Origin of the sequence: Methylocystis heyeri (assembly GCF_004802635.2) — a bacterium.
In the GTDB taxonomy this organism is placed as follows: domain Bacteria; phylum Pseudomonadota; class Alphaproteobacteria; order Rhizobiales; family Beijerinckiaceae; genus Methylocystis; species Methylocystis heyeri.
Genome location: NZ_CP046052.1, coordinates 3,578,785 through 3,596,132 on the forward strand (window position 1 = coordinate 3,578,785; position 17,348 = coordinate 3,596,132).

The following is a 17,348-nucleotide window of genomic DNA, read 5'->3' on the forward strand; positions in this document are numbered from 1 at the left end:
TCCGCTTCGGCTGGTAACGCTCTAGCTTCAGCGCGACCAGGAATCGATCGCATCGGCGAAAACCCGGTCGCCCGCCGCGCCTTTCTCGAGATTTATCGTGGCGACGCGGCCATCGGAAAGCTGCAAGGGCAGATCGATCACCCAGGGGGCGCGCAGCAGCTTGAGATTGCGCGCTTCCGCCTCTCCGCGCATCAGGCCGATCAGAAAGGCGTTGGAGGTGATCTCGACCGGAATCCCGGTGATTTTCTCGCCGGATTGGGCCTCCGGCCGACGCATTTGCGGCGGCCCGATCTGCTTTACGCCTTTCAGGTCGCTGTCCGCCGCGAGAGAAAAAGAGACGTTCATCGTGTGGGAAGCGGACAGGGCGGGATCCAGGTTCTTTTGAATCAGGACGACCGCTTTGAGCTTTCCTTCGGGGAAATCGACGTCGCCGCGTATCGCCGATTTCATCGGCTGGCCGTCGCCCCCGCCGATATTGTCCAGCCGCCAGACGACCGCGCCGTTGTAGATGCGATCGACCTTGTCGGGATGATCGGCGGTCGCGACGAATAATTCCGCCTTCTGGGCCACCGGCACGGCCGGCCCCTTATTGGCGCCGCCGCCCTCGAGGGAGTCATGGTCGCCGCCGTCGACCCGGTCGGCGATTTTCCCGCTTTCGCCTTCGGATCGCGCGCTCTCGTCGGGTTTGAGTCGGGCGAGGTCCTCGGGACGTTCGCGGAAATGAAGGGCCGCGAAGGAGACTGCGCCGACGAGGACAAAAAGAACCGCGGCTATTCCCAGAATCCGGCGCGATCCGCTGGCGGCTTCGGGGACGGCGGGCGCCGGCGCTGCGGGTCGCTGGCGTTCGCGAAGGTCGGAGCCGGCCCTGGCGCCGCCGGCCTCGCTCTGCGGCTCCGCGGCCTGGGCCGGCGTCTCGGCCTCCGACCGCAGCTCGGCGGCCGCCTCGATTTCGAGGCGGGCGATAGCCTCGTCCAGCGCGCGCCCCTCGTTCTGGATGACCTGTTCGGCCACGGGAGGCTGAATGGCTCGAAGTTGATTGAACAGCGCCTTGCGCGCCAATTCATAAATCGCGTGACGCCCTTCGGGCGTGGACTGGCGCAGCGGGCCTATTTTGCGCGCCAGCAGGGAATAATAATCAGCCATGCTTTGCTATGACCATTTCGCCAGGTGACCGGTCGACTTTCGGCGGCGAGTGGGCTCGCGTCAACTCGCCGGTCAATCCTGGAAGGGATTGTGGACCAGAATTGTGTCGTCGCGCTCGGGGCTGGTGGACAGCAGCGCGACCGGCGCGCCGACGAGCTCCTCTATCCGGCGCACATATTTGATCGCCGGCGCGGGCAGATCGACCCAGGATCTGGCGCCGCCGGTGGAGCCTTTCCAGCCCTCGACGGACTCATAGACCGGCTCGACGCGAAGCTGGGCCGACTGAGACGCCGGCAACCGGTCGATCCGCTTTCCGTCCAGGAGATAATGGGTGCAGATCCTGATTTCGTCGAAACCGTCGAGAATATCGAGCTTGGTCAGAGCAAGGCCGTTGATCCCCGAGGTCTTCACCGCCTGCCGGGTGAGCACGGCGTCGAACCAGCCGCAACGCCTGCGCCGACCCGTGTTGGTGCCGAACTCGCGGCCCCTGTCGCCGATCAGTTCGCCGGTGGCGTCGAGCAGCTCTGTCGGGAAAGGCCCGCCGCCGACGCGGGTGGTATAGGCCTTGGCGATGCCGAGCACGTAATTGACGGCGCCGGGGCCGAGGCCCGAACCGGAGGCGGCCGACGCCGCCACCGTATTGGAGGAGGTGACATAGGGATAGGTGCCGTGGTCGACGTCGAGGAGGACGCCTTGCGCGCCTTCGAACAGGATGCGCCTGCCGGCGCGCCGTTCATTGTCGAGCAGCTCCCAGACCACGTCCATGAAGGGCAGGATGCGGGGGGCGACGCTGAGGAGTTCTTCTTTCAGCGTCGCTCCCGCGATTTCGGGAAGGCCCAACCCGCGCCGCAGCGGATTGTGATGGGCCAGCGCGCGCGCGATCTTGTCGTCGAGCGAGTCGGGCTCCATGAGATCCATCAGGCGGATCGAGCGGCGGCCGACCTTGTCTTCATAGGCCGGGCCAATGCCGCGTTTGGTGGTGCCGATCTTGGCGCCGCCGCCCACCGATTCTTCGCGGTGAGCGTCGAGTTCGCGGTGCAGCGACAGGATCAGGGGCGCGTTTTCGGCGATCTTCAGATTGGCCGAGGAAATCTCGACGCCCTGGGCGCGCAGACGGTCGATCTCTCCCACCAGGAAATGGGGATCGACGACGACGCCGTTGCCGATGACCGACAGTTTACCCGGCCTCACGATGCCCGAGGGAAGCAGCGCCAGCTTATAGGTCTCGCCGTCGACGACAAGGGTGTGGCCGGCGTTGTGTCCGCCCTGGAAGCGCACGACCACGTCCGCCTCGAGCGAAAGCCAGTCGACTATCTTGCCCTTGCCTTCGTCGCCCCATTGGGCGCCGACCACCGCCACATTCGCCATGGCCCGTTCTTTTCTCTTTTGCGCTCTTCGCCGACGGGAGTTCAGATTATCGGGAAGCGCGATGTATGGGGAGCCGGGTTGGTCCCTTTCGCGCGGGCGCAAGGAATCCCGATCAGAAAAAAAGCCCCGGCGGTAACGCCGAGGCTCGTTACGAAGAATCCTTACCCCAAGGCGCAACAACGGTAAAGAGCGTCATACGTCCGTCACTCTCGCATCCGTCGCTTTGTGGTTTCAGGCCTTGTGGTAGGGATGTCCGGAAATGATGGTCATGGCGCGGTAGATCTGCTCGGCTGCGAGAACCCGCACCAGCTGGTGAGGCAGGGTCATGGCCCCGAAGGAGAAAATCGCCCGGGCTTTTTGCCGTAACCTCGGGTCGAGCCCCTCCGCGCCGCCGATCGCGAACCACAGGGCCCTGCGGCCCGCGTCGCGTTCGCGCCTGATGAATTCCGCAAAATCGGCGCTGCTCGCAGCCTTGCCGCGTTCGTCGAAGACGGCGAGAACGGCGTCGGGAGAGAGGCCGGCGAGCAGCGCGTCGCCTTCCCCGGCCATGCGCGTTTCGACGTTGCGCGCGCGGCTCTCTTCGATTTCCCGCACATCCAGCCCGTCGAGCCCGAGATTGCGCATCGCTCCGATGCGTTCCGCATAGCGGGCGAACAGCTCGCGTTCCGCTCCGGCCTTCATCCGGCCGACGCATAAAAGGCCGAGGCGCATCCTTCGGCGTCAGACCAGCCGCATCTCGCGCGGCCTGTCTCCGCCCCACATCTTCTCCAGATTATAGAACAGGCGCACTTCGGGCCGGAAGATGTGAATGATGGCGTCGCCCGCATCGACCAGCACCCAGTCGCCCTGGGTGAGGCCTTCGACGCGCGGCGCCGAGACGCCGGCCGCTTTGCAGGCCTTGATGACGCGATCCGCGATGGCGCCGACATGGACCGAGGAGCGCCCCGAGGCGATGATCATCACATCGGCCAGGGAGGTCTTGTCTCTCAGATCAATGGTCGCGACATCCTCGGCTTTGGCCTCATCGAGGCTAGCGAGCAGCTTTTCGGCGAGGGAGAAAGATTCGGCGCTCAGTGCCTGAGGCGCGCCGTCGGCGGTCGAATGGCCGCGGGAAGTTAATGCGCTTGTGGTCAGCTTCGCGATCTCCGCATGAGCGGCTTTGCGCCGCAGCCTTGAAGATGGGGCGATTTTTTAAGGATTGCAACTGCGGCGTCGGCAAAAGGCGTTGCGAGGCGCGCGCCAATTTGTTTTGTTTGAAAAAAAAGCCCGGCGGTTCAGCCGGGTTTAGGCGGTCGTGGCCCATCGAGAGGCGGGAGGAACCCTCAAGCTACGACAAGATTGACTTTATACGATTCGAGGCGGAAACGCCTGCACATAATTATTTGAGACTGTCATAGAAAAGCCCTTAAGCGCGGCCCGCCGCGGCGAGGGTCGGGTCGGCTTCGACGCTACTTTTAGATTTATCAGGAGCTTGAGCGAAAATATCGGACGCTCGACCGCGGCGTGACGAAAAAGTCACATAAGCTGTGAATCTCCGTCGCTTTGGCGCAAGCGCCTTTTCGCCGGCTGGCGATTAGCGAAACCTTTGCCTCGAAACCAAGAGGATGTTCCAAAAAGGCGCGAAGCGGTTTTTGGAAAACAACAAGCTCCGTCGATGACATTTGGAGCGCGCTCGGCTGCGTTTGAACCGAACGCGCTCTAGATTTTGATTCTAAAGCATTTTCAGACTTGAAGACGCTCTATGCCGGTTCGACCTCGGGCTCGTAGTTGAGGATCGGCGCCAGCCAGCGCTCGACCTCCCTCACCGGCATGTCCTTGCGAGCGGCGTAATCCTCGACCTGGTCGCGCTCGACCTTGGCGACCCCGAAATAATGCGCCTGGTCATGGGCGATATACAGGCCGCAGACCGTCGCCGCCGGAGTCATCGCGTAGCTTTCGGTGAGGCGCACGCCGGTGCGCTTCTCCGCGTCGAGCAGGCGGAACAGGGTCGATTTTTCGGTGTGGTCGGGCTGCGCCGGATAGCCGGGAGCGGGACGAATACCGTTATAGGGCTCGCCGATGAGCTCCTGCGGCGAAAAACTCTCCGCCGCGGCATAGCCCCAGAACTCGCGCCGCACCCTCTCATGCATGCGCTCGGCGAAAGCCTCGGCGATGCGATCGGCGAGGGCCTTGACCATGATCGAGCCGTAGTCGTCATTGGCCTGCGCGTAACGGGCGGAGATTTTCTCTTCCTCGGCGCCGGCGGTGACGACGAAGGCGCCGACATAATCGGCCTTGCCCGTGGATTTGGGGGCGACGAAATCCGCAAGCGCGACATTGGGCCTGGCGCCCTGCCGCGAGAGCTGCTGGCGCAGCGTGAAAAAGGTCGCGAGCCTCTCCTCGCGCGATTCGCCGGAATAAAGCGCGATGTCGTCGCCCACGCTGTTCGCCGGCCAGAAGCCGATCGCCGCCTTCGGCGTGAACCAGCGCTCCTCGACGATGCGCTTCAGCATCGCCTGAGCGTCGTCGAACAGCGCCTTCGCCGCCGCGCCGCGCTCGGGGTCTTCGAGCAGAGCCGGATAGCGGCCCTTGAACTCCCAGGTCTGGAAGAAGGGCGTCCAGTCGATATAGGGAATGAGCTCGGCGACGTCATAGGTCGCAAAGCCGCGCACCCCGGTAAAGCTCGGCTTTGCCGCCGCATGGGCCTCCCAGTCGATCTTCAGCGCATTGCCGCGCGCCTTTTCCAGCGACACCCTCTGTTTTTCCGCCTGGGCCCGGGCGTGAGCCTCGGCGACTTTTTCATATTCGCTGCGGGTCTGGGCGATGTAGTCGTCGCGCGTCTTCTGCGAGAGCAGCGCCTGCGTGACGCCGACGGCGCGGCTGGCGTCGGTCACATAGACCGCCTGGCCGCGTTGATAGTTGGGGCTGATCTTCACCGCCGTATGCACGCGGCTGGTGGTCGCGCCGCCGATCAGCAGGGGCACGTCGAGCCCCTCGCGCTCCATTTCCGCTGCAACGAAGCACATTTCGTCGAGGGACGGCGTGATGAGGCCGGAAAGGCCGATCACGTCGACCTTCTCTCTTTTCGCGGTTTCGAGAATCTTGGCCGCCGGCGTCATGACGCCGAGGTCGATCACCTCGAAATTATTGCAGCCGAGCACCACGCCGACGATGTTCTTGCCGATGTCGTGGACGTCGCCCTTGACCGTGGCGAGCAGCACCTTGCCGGCGGTCGAGCGCTGATCCTTCCCATCCTCCATGAAGGGGAGGAGATGCGCCACCGCCTGTTTCATCACGCGGGCCGATTTGACCACCTGGGGCAGGAACATTTTTCCCTGGCCGAAGAGATCGCCGACGACATTCATGCCGGCCATCAGCGGGCCTTCGATGACGTCGAGCGGGCGCGCCGATTTCAGCCGCGCTTCTTCGACGTCGATCTCGATATAGTCGGCGACGCCGTTCACGAGGGCGTATTCGAGCCGCTTCTCGACGCTCGACTCGCGCCAGGCGGCGTCCTTCTCCTGCGCCTTGGCCCCGGCGCCCCTGAATTTTTCGGCGAGCGCCACGAGACGTTCGGTTGAGTCCTTGCGACGATTGAGCACGACGTCTTCGCAGGCCTCGCGCAATTCGGGATCGATCTTCTCATAGACCGCGAGCTGGCCGGCGTTGACGATGCCCATGTCCATCCCCGCCGTGATGGCGTGGTAGAGAAAGACCGAATGCATCGCCTCACGTACGGGTTCGTTGCCGCGGAAGGAGAAGGAAAGATTGGAGACGCCGCCCGAGACATGGGTCAAAGGCATTTCCTCCTTGATCGCGTGCGCCGCCTCGATGAAATCGACGCCGTAGTTTTCATGCTCCTCGATGCCGGTCGCGACCGCGAAAATATTGGGATCGAAGATGATGTCCTGCGGCGGAAAGCCGATTTCCTCCACCAGGATCTTATAGGCCCGGCGCGCGATCCCGATCTTGCGCGCAAAAGTATCGGCCTGGCCCTGTTCGTCGAAGGCCATGACCACCACCGCGGCGCCGTAGCGTTTGACCTTCAGCGCCTGTTCGCGGAACGGCTCTTCGCCCTCTTTCAGCGAGATCGAATTGACGACGCCCTTGCCCTGCAGGCATTGCAGCCCGGCTTCGATCACCTCGAATTTGGAGCTGTCGATCATGACCGGCACGCGGGCGATGTCCGGCTCGGCGGCGACGAGATTGAGGAACTCGACCATCGCGCGTTTTGAGTCGAGCAGGCCCTCGTCCATATTGACGTCGATCACCTGGGCGCCGTTTGCGACCTGATCGCGCGCAACCTCGAGCGCGGCGGCGTAATCGCCGGCGGTGATGAGCTTGCGGAACTTGGCCGAGCCGGTGACATTGGTGCGCTCGCCGACATTGACGAAGGGAATGTCCCTGGTGAGCGTGAAGGGCTCGAGGCCGGAAAGCCGCAGCATGGGCTCGACGACGGAAACCTTGCGCGGGGCCACGCCTTTCACCGCCCCGGCGATGGCCTCGATATGGGGCGGGGTGGTGCCGCAGCAGCCGCCCACGACATTGACGAGGCCCGCCTTGGCGAATTCGCCTACGAGCTCGGCCATATATTCGGGGCTCTCGTCATAGAGGCCGAATTCATTGGGCAGGCCGGCGTTGGGGAAGGCGCAGACGCGCGTATCGGCGACGCGGCCGATCTCGACGATGTGCTGGCGCATCTCGCGCGCGCCGAGCGCGCAGTTGAAGCCGATCGAGAACGGCTTGGCGTGGGCGAGCGAATTCCAGAACGCCTGGGCGGTCTGGCCCGACAGCGTGCGGCCGGAAAGATCGGTGATGGTGCCCGAGATCATCACCGGGAACCTGGTCTCCGCCTCGTCGAAGGCGTCCTCCAGCGCGTAGATCGCCGCCTTGGCGTTCAGCGTATCGAAGATCGTCTCGACCAGAAGAATGTCGGCGCCGCCGGCAATGAGGCCGAGCGCGGCTTCCCTGTAGGCCTTGCGCAGATCTTCGAAGGTGACGGCGCGAAAGCCGGGGTTGGAGACGTCGGGAGAAATAGAAGCGGTGCGGTTGGTGGGGCCGATCGAGCCGGCGACGAAACGCCTGACGCCGGTTCTCTCTCCAACCTCGAGGCAGGCCGCGCGCGCCAGCCGGGCGCCCTCGAAATTCAGCTCATAGGCGATCGATTCGAGGGCGTAGTCGGCCTGGGCGATGGTCGTCGCCGAGAAAGTGTTGGTCTCGATGATGTCCGCGCCGGCCTCGAGATATTGGATATGAATATCCTTGATCGCCGCGGGCTGGGTGAGCGTCAGCAGATCGTTGTTGCCGCGCAGATCCCTGGCGTGGGCATTGAAGCGTTCGCCGCGGAAATCCTCTTCGGTGAATTTATGGCGTTGGACCATGGTGCCCATGGCGCCGTCGAGGATGAGGATTCTTTCATTCGCCCGCGCTTCGAGCTCCTGGCGAATCTTGGGGCCGTGGTCCTTGTCGAACTTCATGCTGAGGCTTTCTGGCGCGCCGGGCGGACGCCCAGCAGATGGCAAATGCCGAAGACGAGATCGGCGCGGTTGTTGGTGTAGAAGTGAAATTCGTTCACGCCCGCCTTGACGAGGTCCATGACCTGTTCGGCGGTCGTGGTGGCGGCGACCAGAGCGTGGGTTTCGGGGTCGTTTTCAAGGCCGTCGAACCGGTCGGCGAGCCACTGCGGCACGCTCGCCCCGGCCTTGGCGGCGAAGCCCGCGACCTGCCTGAAATTGCGCACCGGCATGATGCCCGGCACGATCGGAATGGTTATGCCGCGCGCCCGCGCGCGATCGAGAAAGCGGAAATAAACGTCGTTCTCGAAGAAGAACTGGGTTATCGCGCGCGTCGCGCCGGCGTCGATCTTGGCCTTCAGAGCGTCGATGTCGTTGTCGATCGAGGAACTCTCGGGATGCCCCTCGGGATAGGTGGAAACCGAGATTTCGAAATCCCCGATCGCGCGAATGCCGCGCACGAGATGGCTCGACGTCGGATAGCCCAGCGGATTGGGCATGAAAGGCGTTCCGACGCCGCCCGGCGGATCGCCCCGCAGCGCCACTATGTGGCGGACGCCCGCGTCCCAGTAGTCGCGGATCACCTTGTCGATCTCCTCGCGCGTGGCGGAGACGCAGGTCAGATGCGCGGCGGGTTTCATGGTCGTCTCGCGGGCGATGCGCGCGACGATGGCGTGGGTGCGCTCCCTGGTCGAGCCGCCGGCCCCATAGGTCACCGAAACGAATCGCGGGCAGAGGGGCTCCAGCCGCTTGATGGTTTCCCAGAGCTGAGTCTCCATCTGCGGCGTCTTGGGCGGAAAGAATTCGTACGAGATGACGAATTCGCCCTTGGAGGAGAGCGGGTGGCGGGGCTCTGCTGTCATCAGGCGGCCTCGTAATCGGGTGAAGAAACAAGATCGGCGTCGACGCGCGGATCGCGTGCGACCCATAGGGACACTGTGAGCTTCGCCGTATCCTTTTCGGTGGGCGAGAGATCGCGATGCATAACGGTCTCCAGACCGGCCTGGGAGAGAAGGTCGGAGATTTCCCCCGCTGAGAAGCCCAGCCTGCGATGGGCGTGCTTTTCGCGCAGGATTTCCTCCTGATGGGGGGCGAAATCGACCACGATCAGCCTGCCGCCCGGGGCCAGCGTCCGCGCCGCCTCGCGCAAAGCGCGGCCCGGATCGTCGAGATAGTGCAGCACCTGATGCATGATCGCTACATCGCAGGAATTGCGCTCCACCGGCAGGGCGTAGATGTCTCCCTGGCGCAGCTGGACATTGCGCAGGCCGCATTCCTCGAGACGGCCGCGCGCGACCGCGAGCATGGCCGAGGAGAGATCGACGCCGATGGCGCGCTCGGCCTGGGGCGCGAAGAGTTCGAGCATTCTGCCGGCGCCCGCCCCGAGATCGAGCAACTGCCGGATCGGGCGATTCCCTATCGCCTCGCAAACCGCTTTTTCGACCTCGATCTCAGGCACATGGCGCGAGCGGATGTCGGCCCATTCGTCGGCGTGGGCGGCGAAATATCTCGCGGCGTTTTCGGCGCGCGCCTGCCGCACTTCGGCAAGCCGCGCGCGATCCGCCGCGAGCATGGGATCGCTGGCGTCGAGGCGATCGATGACGCTGCGGGCCATCGCTCCGGCGGCGGTCGAGGAAGCCAAGCGGAAAAAGGCCCAGGCCCCTTCCCGTCGACGCTCCACCACGCCAGCCTCCACCAGAAGCTTGAGATGGCGCGAGACCCGGGGCTGGGACTGGCCGAGTATGGCGACCACCTCGCTCACGGTGAGTTCGGATTCTGCGAGCAGGGCGACCAGCCGCAGCCGGGTCTCTTCGCCTGTCGCGTTGAGCGCCGCCAGCGCCGGGTCCATTGCGAGAGTCTGCGGGACGATCATTGGGTTGCCCTGATACATATAAAGATATCTATATACGTCATCGATCGCTTATTCAAGCCTCGCCGCGCCGCTACAATGCGCGGGCGAGCTTCCCCTGCGGCCGGGCGTCGCGGCCGGCGCCCGGTCAAAAATTAGGCTTGACCAAATCGCGGACCGGGTTCAGCATCATATCAATCGCAGCGTTGGCGAGTCGCAAAAAGCCAACGAAGGGCCGGTCGGGCGGGACCTCGAATTCGGAGTGCGATAGGATGGACCCGCGTCAGCGCAGTCTGGCGCCGGATGTGCAAAGTCTTCCGAGAGGAGCATGACGCCACCGGGTCAAATTTGACCTGCGCAGCAAGCGTCAGGTCACGACGGTCCGAAGAATCCAGCGCAGATCCCTTCAAAGCCGTCTCGAAAACTTCACATCGACATCGGAGCCTTGCCGCGAAGGCCAAGCGGCGGGGTCCGAAACCGAACTGGAAATCCCCCAGAGAGCTTCGTCAGGAACGAAGCGAGAAAGGCCCCGTCAGCCCCCGCGCGACGGGGCCTGTTGTTTTGCGGCCCCGCCGAACCAAGCGGCGCCGGCGAACGCCCTATCTCCCGGTCCATCGGCCTTCTCCTTTTCTTTCCAGTTTCCGAGCGCACGGCGGCGCCAGCGGCCAGAAGGGATGGCAAGGCGCCGCCCGAAGCCAGAGCGCCGTTGGTTTCGACCGAATCAAGACCGGCGCCCCAGATTCCTGATTTACCGCATTTTACGAATCGCCGGCTGTTTCCGCTGGACTCGACAATGCTCAAAGTCCCTTTTTCACCAACAGGCGGCGGACCGCGGCGCCGGCGATGGGCTCCAACTCCTTGACATATCATGATTTCCGTTCGATCCAGCGATCCCCTTCGAGCGGAAAGCGGGCAGAGCCAAAAAATACCGGGCTGTTCCCATGTAGTTACGCTGCGCCTTAAGAATAGGTTCACCGTGTTTTTTGCGCGTTAAGCTTAACGACTGGACCCGCCGGCGGCGCTCCATTATTGTTTTCTCGATCTTGTCCGGGTTTTGTCACGTGAAGCGCGCTTCTCTTGTCTCTGTCGCCGTCATGGCTGCGCTGATCACGCCATCATTGGGGGGTCAGGCCCGCGCGTTCGATTTCTTTGGGCTGCTTGGTTCAGAGGAGGAGCCGCCGCCGCCGAGCCCCGACGCGCTCCCCTATAAAATCGAGTTCTCCGGCCTCGACGACGACGCCAATCTCGCGCAGCGTCTCAAGGACGCCTCCAACAGCTGGCGCTTGAGGCTTCAGCCGCCGGTCGGGGGAGTGGCGCTCGCGCAGAGGGTCGTCGCCGACCTGCCGCGCATCGGCGAAGCGCTTTGGGGCGACGGCTATTTCGACGCGCAGGTCAAAGCGGAAGTCGCCGGCGTCGAAATCTTTCCCGACGGACGCGGCGCGGACGCCGCGGCGCGGGCCGCCGAGCAGATGCGGGACAAGACTCCCGTGCCGGTCGTTTTCAAGGTGGAGCCGGGACCGCTGTTTCATCTGCGCAATGTCGTGGTTTACGACGCGCGCCGCATGACGCCGATCGACCCCGCGCTGTTCTCGAAAAAGACCTTCGAGCGCGGGCCCGACGAACCCGCCCGGGCGGCGCGGGTGCGCGCCCTGGAGGCCGATCTCGTCGATCAGCTCCGCGCTCAATCCTATCCGCTCGCCAAAATCGTCAAGACCGCCCCGGTGATTCTGCATCGGGACCAGGCGATGGACGTCGCCATCACCGTCGATCCCGGCCCCAGAGCGGGGATCGGAGAAGTGAAACTGAGCGGCTCTCCGGGCGTGCCTGACGACGTCATCCGCTCTTTCATCTATCTCGAGGAAGGCGAAGACTACAGCCCGAGGAAGCTGGCGGACACCCGCAAATCGGTGGCCCGGATCGAGGCCCTCGGCTCCGTCAAGGTGGAAGACGGCCCCGCCCTGGACAGCAACGGGAACATGCCGATCCTCGTCACGACCTCCGAACGCAAGCAGCATGCGGTCGGCGTGACGGGCCAGATTTCCAATATCGACGGTCCCGGCCTGCGCGCCTATTGGATGGACAGGAACGTCTTCGGCGGCGGCGAGCGGCTGCGCTTCGACGTGCAGGGAGGCCTCGCCGCCACCGCGACTTCGGGCTCGGCGGCCGGCAGCTTCTTCAGCCTTCCCCGTTTCGATTCCAGCAATCTGATCGGCAGCGCGAAAATGAGCTTCGTGAAGCCGGCGCTCGAGGGCTCGCGCAACGATCTGCTCGTCGACGCTTACGCGGTGCGGGAAAAGACGCCCTATTACTGGGCCAATTACGGCGGCGCCAGCACGGGAATCCGCCACCGTTTCAGCGACGCCGCGTCCATTCAGGCCGGCGTGGAGATCGAGGCGGGCCACACCTTCGACGCCTTCGGCCCGCATAATTATACGCTATTGGGCGTGCCGGTCTCGGCAAACTACGACAGCACCGACGATCTCCTCGCGCCCACCAAGGGCGTTCGCGCCGTCGCGACCGTGGAGCCCTATTTCAAGACGCTCCACGACAGCGTGGGAATGGTCCAGTCGCAGGGGCAGGTGAGCACATATTACGCCCTCGACGACGACGCCTGGTACATTTTGGCCGGCCGGGCGAAAATCGGCTCGATCGTCGGCGCCAGCATCGCGGATATTCCCGCCAGCCACCGTTTCTTCGCCGGCGGCGGCGGCTCGGTGCGCGGCTACCAATATCGTTCGCTCGCTCCCCAATACGGCATGGGCTTCGCGGTCGGCGGCCGGAGCCTGCTGGAGGGCTCGGCGGAAGCGCGCATAAAGATCACCAAGGAAATCGGGATCGTGCCGTTCTTCGACACCGGCATGGCCTTCGCCTCGTCCTTCCCCAATTTCCAGAGTCCCATGCGCTACGCCGCCGGTCTCGGCCTTCGCTATTACTCCGGCATCGGCCCGATTCGCCTGGACCTTGCGACCCCCATCGCCCGCAAGCCGGGCGAATCCGCCTATGCTCTGTTCATCGGAATAGGAGAGGCGTTCTGATGCGCGTGCGGCTCTTGCGATATATCGGCGCCGGTTTCGGCCTGATCCTCCTCGCCGGGGGCGCCGCATTCGTCGGCCTCGGCCTCAAAACCCGGGACGGCAAGAGCTTCCTCGCCGATTTTGTTTCGCGTTCGGCCTCCTCGGTGCAGATGAAGGTCGACATAGGAGAAATCGACGGCCTTCTTTCCTCGCATCCCGCCGTTCGGGACATCGTTCTCGCCGACCCCCGCGGCGTATGGCTGAAAATCGACCGGGTCGATCTCGACTGGTCGCCGCTCGCCCTCGCCGCGTTGCGGCTCGACGTCAATTCGCTGAAGATCGGGCGAATCGAAGCGCTGCGCCGGCCCGACGCCGGCGCAAACGACCAGAAACCCGCGGAGACGAAACCCGCCGAAAAGAAATCCGCGGCCTCATGGCCGCCGGATCTCCCGATTCGTGTGCGCCTCGGCTTGTTCGAAGTCGGCGCGCTCGCGCTCGACGCCCCCGTGATCGGCGCTCCGGCGACCTTTCGCCTGACCGGCTCCGCAGAGGCCGGCGCTTCCTCCGACGGCGCCAGAGCCTCGTTCGCGATCCTGCGCCAGGACGCCCCCGGCGAAGTCCGGCTCGAGGCGAAGATCGCGCCCGGCGGAAGCATGGGAATCGATTTCAACGCCAGCGAGCCTGCAGGCGGGGTCATCGCCCGGCTGGCGCAATTGCCGGGAGCGCCGCCGCTCGCCGTCACGCTGAAGGGGGAGGGGCCGCTCGACGCCTTTCGGGCGAGGTTGGACGCCAGCGCGGGCGAGGAGTTAAAGGCGCGGGGCGAAGCCGGCCTTTCGCGCAAGGACGCGGGGCGGCGGCTCGATTTCGACCTGATCTCCGACTTTTCCGCTCTGCTCCCCAAAGCGCTGGCTGATGTTTTCGCCGGCGACAACCGGCTGAAGGGCGCAGCCGACTTCGCCGACGACGGGGGCTTGGTTCTGGAGAGCCTCGCTTTGGTCAATCCGGCCCTGAGGCTGGAGGCGGCGGGGCGCCTCGGCGCCGATCGCGCGATCGACGCCCGCTTCGCCCTCCACGGCCAGGCTTCCGGCGCATCGGGCGCCTTCCGCGCCAAGACGCTGGAAGGCGAGATTTCCGCGGCCGGAAGCCTCGACAAGCCCGACGCCCGATTGAGCCTCCTCGTCGAGGATCTGGTTTCGTCGGCCGGAAGGATCGGCCATTTCGACGCGGCCGCCAAAGCGGCCGCCGAGGGGCCGCTCAGCCAGCCGGGCGCGCATGTCGACATCAATGTCGAGGCCCATGGCGAAGAGCTGGCGCTCGCCGGCCGGGGCGTCTCCGAAGCGCTGGGAGACCGCCTGAATCTCTCTCTTCGGGCGCGCGCCACGGCGGAGGGCGACGCCGACATCGGCCTCGCCAAAATAGAGGCTGGCGGCGCAAACCTCACCTATGCCGGCAAGGCCGGCCCCGGCCTGCTCGACGGCAAGCTCGTCCTCGGCGCCTCGGATCTTTCCCGCTTCTCGGGGATCGCGGGGCGGAGCCTTCATGGCGCGCTGACGCTGGCGGCGAGTTTGAGTGGCGCGCCGCGAGATGGCCGCGTCAAAGCCGCGCTCAACGGAACCGTCTCCGAGCCGGGCGCCGGCGTCGCGGCGGTCGACGGCGTGCTGGGAAAAAAGCTCGCCATCGGCGGCAAGGTTGAGACCCTTCCGGGCGGGGGCGTGAGTTTCGAGGGGCTGACGCTCAACGGCGAATATGTTCAGGTCAGGCTGAACGGGGCGGCGACCAAGGAAAAGGCGAATATCGCCGCCGATGTCGCACTGCCCGACCTGCGTCGCGCCGATCCGCGTCTTTCGGGCCGCGCCGGCTTGAACGCCAATCTTTCCGGCTCGCTGAAAAAGCCGGACGCCAGGCTGCGCCTCGACCTCGCCGACGCCGCCGCCAATGGGCGCGCCATTCCCAAGCTGGAGCTCGACGCGCAGGCGCAGGACATCACCGGAGCGCTGAAAGCCGCTGCGACGCTGGGCGGAACCATCGACGGGCGTCCCGCGCGCGGCGAACTCAAGGCCTCGCGCGCCGGCGAAGCCTGGAAGCTCGAAAACATCGATCTCGGCGTCGGCCGGGCGACGCTGAAAGGATCGCTCGCCTATGACGGCGCGGCGCGGGGGCGCTTGAGCCTCAATGCGCCCGATCTCGACGATTTCTCCGCCCTCGCTCTGCAAAAGCTCGCCGGCGCGCTGCACGCCGAGATTGCGCTCGACGCCGCTTCGGGGGGACAGGACGCGGCCATAGACGTCAAAGGCTCCGGGCTGCGGGCGCGCGATCTTTCCCTGGGCCGGATCGACGCCAAGCTTTCGGCGCGCGATGTCCTGCGCCGTCCCGCCCTGGAGGGCGAAGCCAGTCTCGAAAAGGCGGAAGTCGGCAAGGAAGCCATTTCCTCCGCCCGGCTCAAGGCGCGCCCCGCGGGGTCCGGAACCGCGCTCGATCTCGACGTCAACGCCCGCGGCTTCGCTGTGACGAGCGCCGCGACGGTGACGCCCGGGGAGAAAACCCGGCTCGATCTCGCGTCGCTGACGGTCCAGCGGGGCGGCAAAAAGCTCAGCCTCGCGGGGCCGGCTGCAATCACCCTCGGCGAGTATGGAGAGGCCGAGATCAGGGGCCTTGCGATCAACGCCGACGGCGGCAGGCTGGATCTCGACGGGCGCGCCGGCGAGCGGCTCGATCTCACCCTGAAGGCGCGATCCGTGCCGCTCTCGATCGCGGCGCTTGCCGATCCGAGCCTCGCCTTCGACGGCAAGCTCGACGCCGAAGCCAGGATCACCGGGTCCAAAACCGCACCAGGCGGCGACTGGAAGGTCACGGTCTCGAAATTCTCCGCCCCACAAGTGAAGAACAGCGGCTTGCCGGCGATAGACGTCGCCGCGCAGGGGCGCATTTCAGGCAAGCGCACCAGCGTCGACGCCGACATCGCCATGGGGACGGCCAACCGCGTCAAGATAACGGGCTCGGCGCCGCTCGACGCCAATGGGGCGCTGGAGCTCGCGATCAAAGGCGGCCTCGACGCCGCCGTCGCCAACACGATGCTTTCCGCGGGCGGACAGACCGTGCATGGCAAGGCCGCGCTCGATCTGCGCGTCGCGGGCCAGGCTTCCTCCCCCATCGTCGACGGCTCGATGACGCTCAGCGAAGGCTCCTTCGCGGACCCCGCCAACGGCGTCGCCTTCGACAAGATCGGGGCGCGGCTGGAGGCGCGCGGCCGTGAGCTCAACCTCGCTTCGCTGCAGGCCTCGACCCATAACGGCGGTCAGATTTCGGGGAGCGGGCGCATTTCGATTCTGCCCGAAGCCGGCATGCCCGGCTCCCTGCGCATCATCGGCCACAACGCTTTGCTGGTGAGCAGCGCGCTGGTCTCCTCCACCGCCGATTTCGACCTCAATCTCGGGGGACCGCTCGCAAGGGCTCCCAAGGTTACGGGAGTCGTGAAGTTCAACACTCTGGAAGTGAACGTTCCCGACCGCCTGCCCTCCTCGCTGCGGCCGCTGCCCGACGCCGTTCACAAGGACGCGCGCGGCTTCGCCAAGGAATTGCTCGAGCTTCAGCGCAAACAAAAGGCCAAGGCGGGGAAATCTTCGGCCTTCGACGCGGCGCTCGACCTCAATATTTCTGCTCCCAACCGCATTTTCGTACGCGGGCGTGGGATAGACGCGGAATTTGGCGGCGAGCTCAAGATCACCGGAACAGTGCAGAAGCCCAATGTGATCGGCGGCTTCGATCTGCGTCGCGGGAAGCTGCAACTGCTCACCCAGCGCATCGACATCACCCGCGGCAAGCTCAGTTTCTCCGGTGGCCTCATGCCCCAACTCGACTTCTACGCCGAGGCCACCGCCGGAGACGTCACCGCCCAAATCACGATCTCCGGCCCCGCGTCGCAGCCGAGCTTCGCTTTCTCCTCGACCCCCGAACTGCCGCAGGACGAAGTGCTTTCGCGGTTGCTGTTCGCCAAGGCCTCGGGCTCGCTGTCGCCGTTCCAGGCCCTCCAGCTCGCCGCCGCGGTCGCGGAGCTTTCGGGCGGGGGCGGAGACGGCGCCTTTGAGAAAATGCGCAAGGCCCTGGGCGTCGATTCGCTCGACCTCAGCGCCAGCGGCGCCAACGGCCCGACCATCGGGGCCTCGCGATATCTCACCGACAATGTGAGCGTCGGCGTGCGCACCGGGGCCAAGCCCTCGGACGCGGCGGTCAATGTCGGCGTGGATGTGATGAAGAAGATGCGCATCCAGGGCGAGGCCGGAATGGACGGGCATACCTCCGTCGGCGTCGGCGCCGAGTGGGAGTATTGACGCGCCGGTCATTGCGAAGCGTGGCGACGATGAATCCGTTTGGTCTCTGCGCCTCGACGCCCTCATCCTGAGGCGCTTTTTGCGGAACGCAAAAAGCCTCGAAGGATGTTCCATGAGGCGCGGCGCCCCACCCTTCGAGACGCCCACTGCGCGG

General features: G+C 65.1%; 9 protein-coding genes. 2 read left to right on the forward strand and 7 right to left on the reverse strand.

Features of this window, described 5'->3' with window-relative positions:
- Positions 1-27: 27 nt before the first annotated feature.
- From H2LOC_RS16230 to H2LOC_RS16260, 7 genes are all read right to left on the reverse strand, one after another.
- Positions 28-1,143 (reverse strand): hypothetical protein, encoded by a 1,116-nt coding sequence (locus H2LOC_RS16230; RefSeq protein WP_136497939.1) that lies wholly within the window; start codon positions 1,141-1,143, stop codon positions 28-30.
- A gap of 72 nt (positions 1,144-1,215) precedes the next feature.
- A complete protein-coding gene (locus tag H2LOC_RS16235; protein WP_136497938.1) occupies positions 1,216-2,511 on the reverse strand; it encodes an adenylosuccinate synthase in 1,296 nt (431 codons plus the stop codon).
- A 231-nt stretch (positions 2,512-2,742) separates the two neighbouring features.
- A complete protein-coding gene (rlmH, locus tag H2LOC_RS16240; protein ID WP_136497937.1) occupies positions 2,743-3,222 on the reverse strand; it encodes a 23S rRNA (pseudouridine(1915)-N(3))-methyltransferase RlmH in 480 nt (159 codons plus the stop codon).
- A 9-nt stretch (positions 3,223-3,231) separates the two neighbouring features.
- Positions 3,232-3,699: a ribosome silencing factor gene (rsfS, locus tag H2LOC_RS16245; protein ID WP_425487344.1), complete on the reverse strand. Its 468-nt coding sequence runs from the start codon at positions 3,697-3,699 to the stop codon at positions 3,232-3,234.
- Positions 3,700-4,250: 551 nt separating this feature from the next.
- On the reverse strand, positions 4,251-7,967 hold the full coding sequence (gene metH / locus H2LOC_RS16250) for a methionine synthase (protein ID WP_136497935.1): 3,717 nt from the start codon (positions 7,965-7,967) through the stop codon (positions 4,251-4,253).
- Complete coding sequence (metF, locus tag H2LOC_RS16255) at positions 7,964-8,866, reverse strand: methylenetetrahydrofolate reductase [NAD(P)H] (RefSeq protein WP_136497934.1); 903 nt, start codon at positions 8,864-8,866, stop codon at positions 7,964-7,966. Before metF ends, metH begins: the two co-directional genes overlap by 4 nt.
- Complete coding sequence (locus tag H2LOC_RS16260) at positions 8,866-9,876, reverse strand: ArsR/SmtB family transcription factor (RefSeq protein ID WP_136497933.1); 1,011 nt, start codon at positions 9,874-9,876, stop codon at positions 8,866-8,868. Before H2LOC_RS16260 ends, metF begins: the two co-directional genes overlap by 1 nt.
- Before the next feature lie 1,037 nt (positions 9,877-10,913).
- On the opposite strand from H2LOC_RS16260, the gene H2LOC_RS16265 reads away from it, so the two are divergent.
- On the forward strand, positions 10,914-12,887 hold the full coding sequence (locus H2LOC_RS16265) for an autotransporter assembly complex protein TamA (protein ID WP_246206865.1): 1,974 nt from the start codon (positions 10,914-10,916) through the stop codon (positions 12,885-12,887).
- Positions 12,887-17,194 carry a translocation/assembly module TamB domain-containing protein gene (locus H2LOC_RS16270; protein ID WP_154331693.1) on the forward strand — a complete coding sequence of 1,436 codons (4,308 nt, stop codon included), beginning with the start codon at positions 12,887-12,889 and terminating at the stop codon, positions 17,192-17,194. The genes H2LOC_RS16265 and H2LOC_RS16270 overlap by 1 nt, the downstream gene beginning before the upstream one ends.
- Positions 17,195-17,348: the final 154 nt, after the last annotated feature.

What these genes read in the sequence shown, in the direction of transcription:
- H2LOC_RS16230 (WP_136497939.1), bottom strand. Translation starts at nt 1,143, where the DNA reads ATGGCTGATTATTATTCCCTGCTGGCGCGCAAAATAGGCCCGCTGCGC.
- H2LOC_RS16235 (WP_136497938.1), bottom strand. Translation starts at nt 2,511, where the DNA reads ATGGCGAATGTGGCGGTGGTCGGCGCCCAATGGGGCGACGAAGGCAAG.
- rlmH (WP_136497937.1), bottom strand. Translation starts at nt 3,222, where the DNA reads ATGCGCCTCGGCCTTTTATGCGTCGGCCGGATGAAGGCCGGAGCGGAA.
- metH (WP_136497935.1), bottom strand. Translation starts at nt 7,967, where the DNA reads ATGAAGTTCGACAAGGACCACGGCCCCAAGATTCGCCAGGAGCTCGAA.
- metF (WP_136497934.1), bottom strand. Translation starts at nt 8,866, where the DNA reads ATGACAGCAGAGCCCCGCCACCCGCTCTCCTCCAAGGGCGAATTCGTC.
- H2LOC_RS16260 (WP_136497933.1), bottom strand. Translation starts at nt 9,876, where the DNA reads ATGATCGTCCCGCAGACTCTCGCAATGGACCCGGCGCTGGCGGCGCTC.
- H2LOC_RS16270 (WP_154331693.1), top strand. Translation starts at nt 12,887, where the DNA reads ATGCGCGTGCGGCTCTTGCGATATATCGGCGCCGGTTTCGGCCTGATC.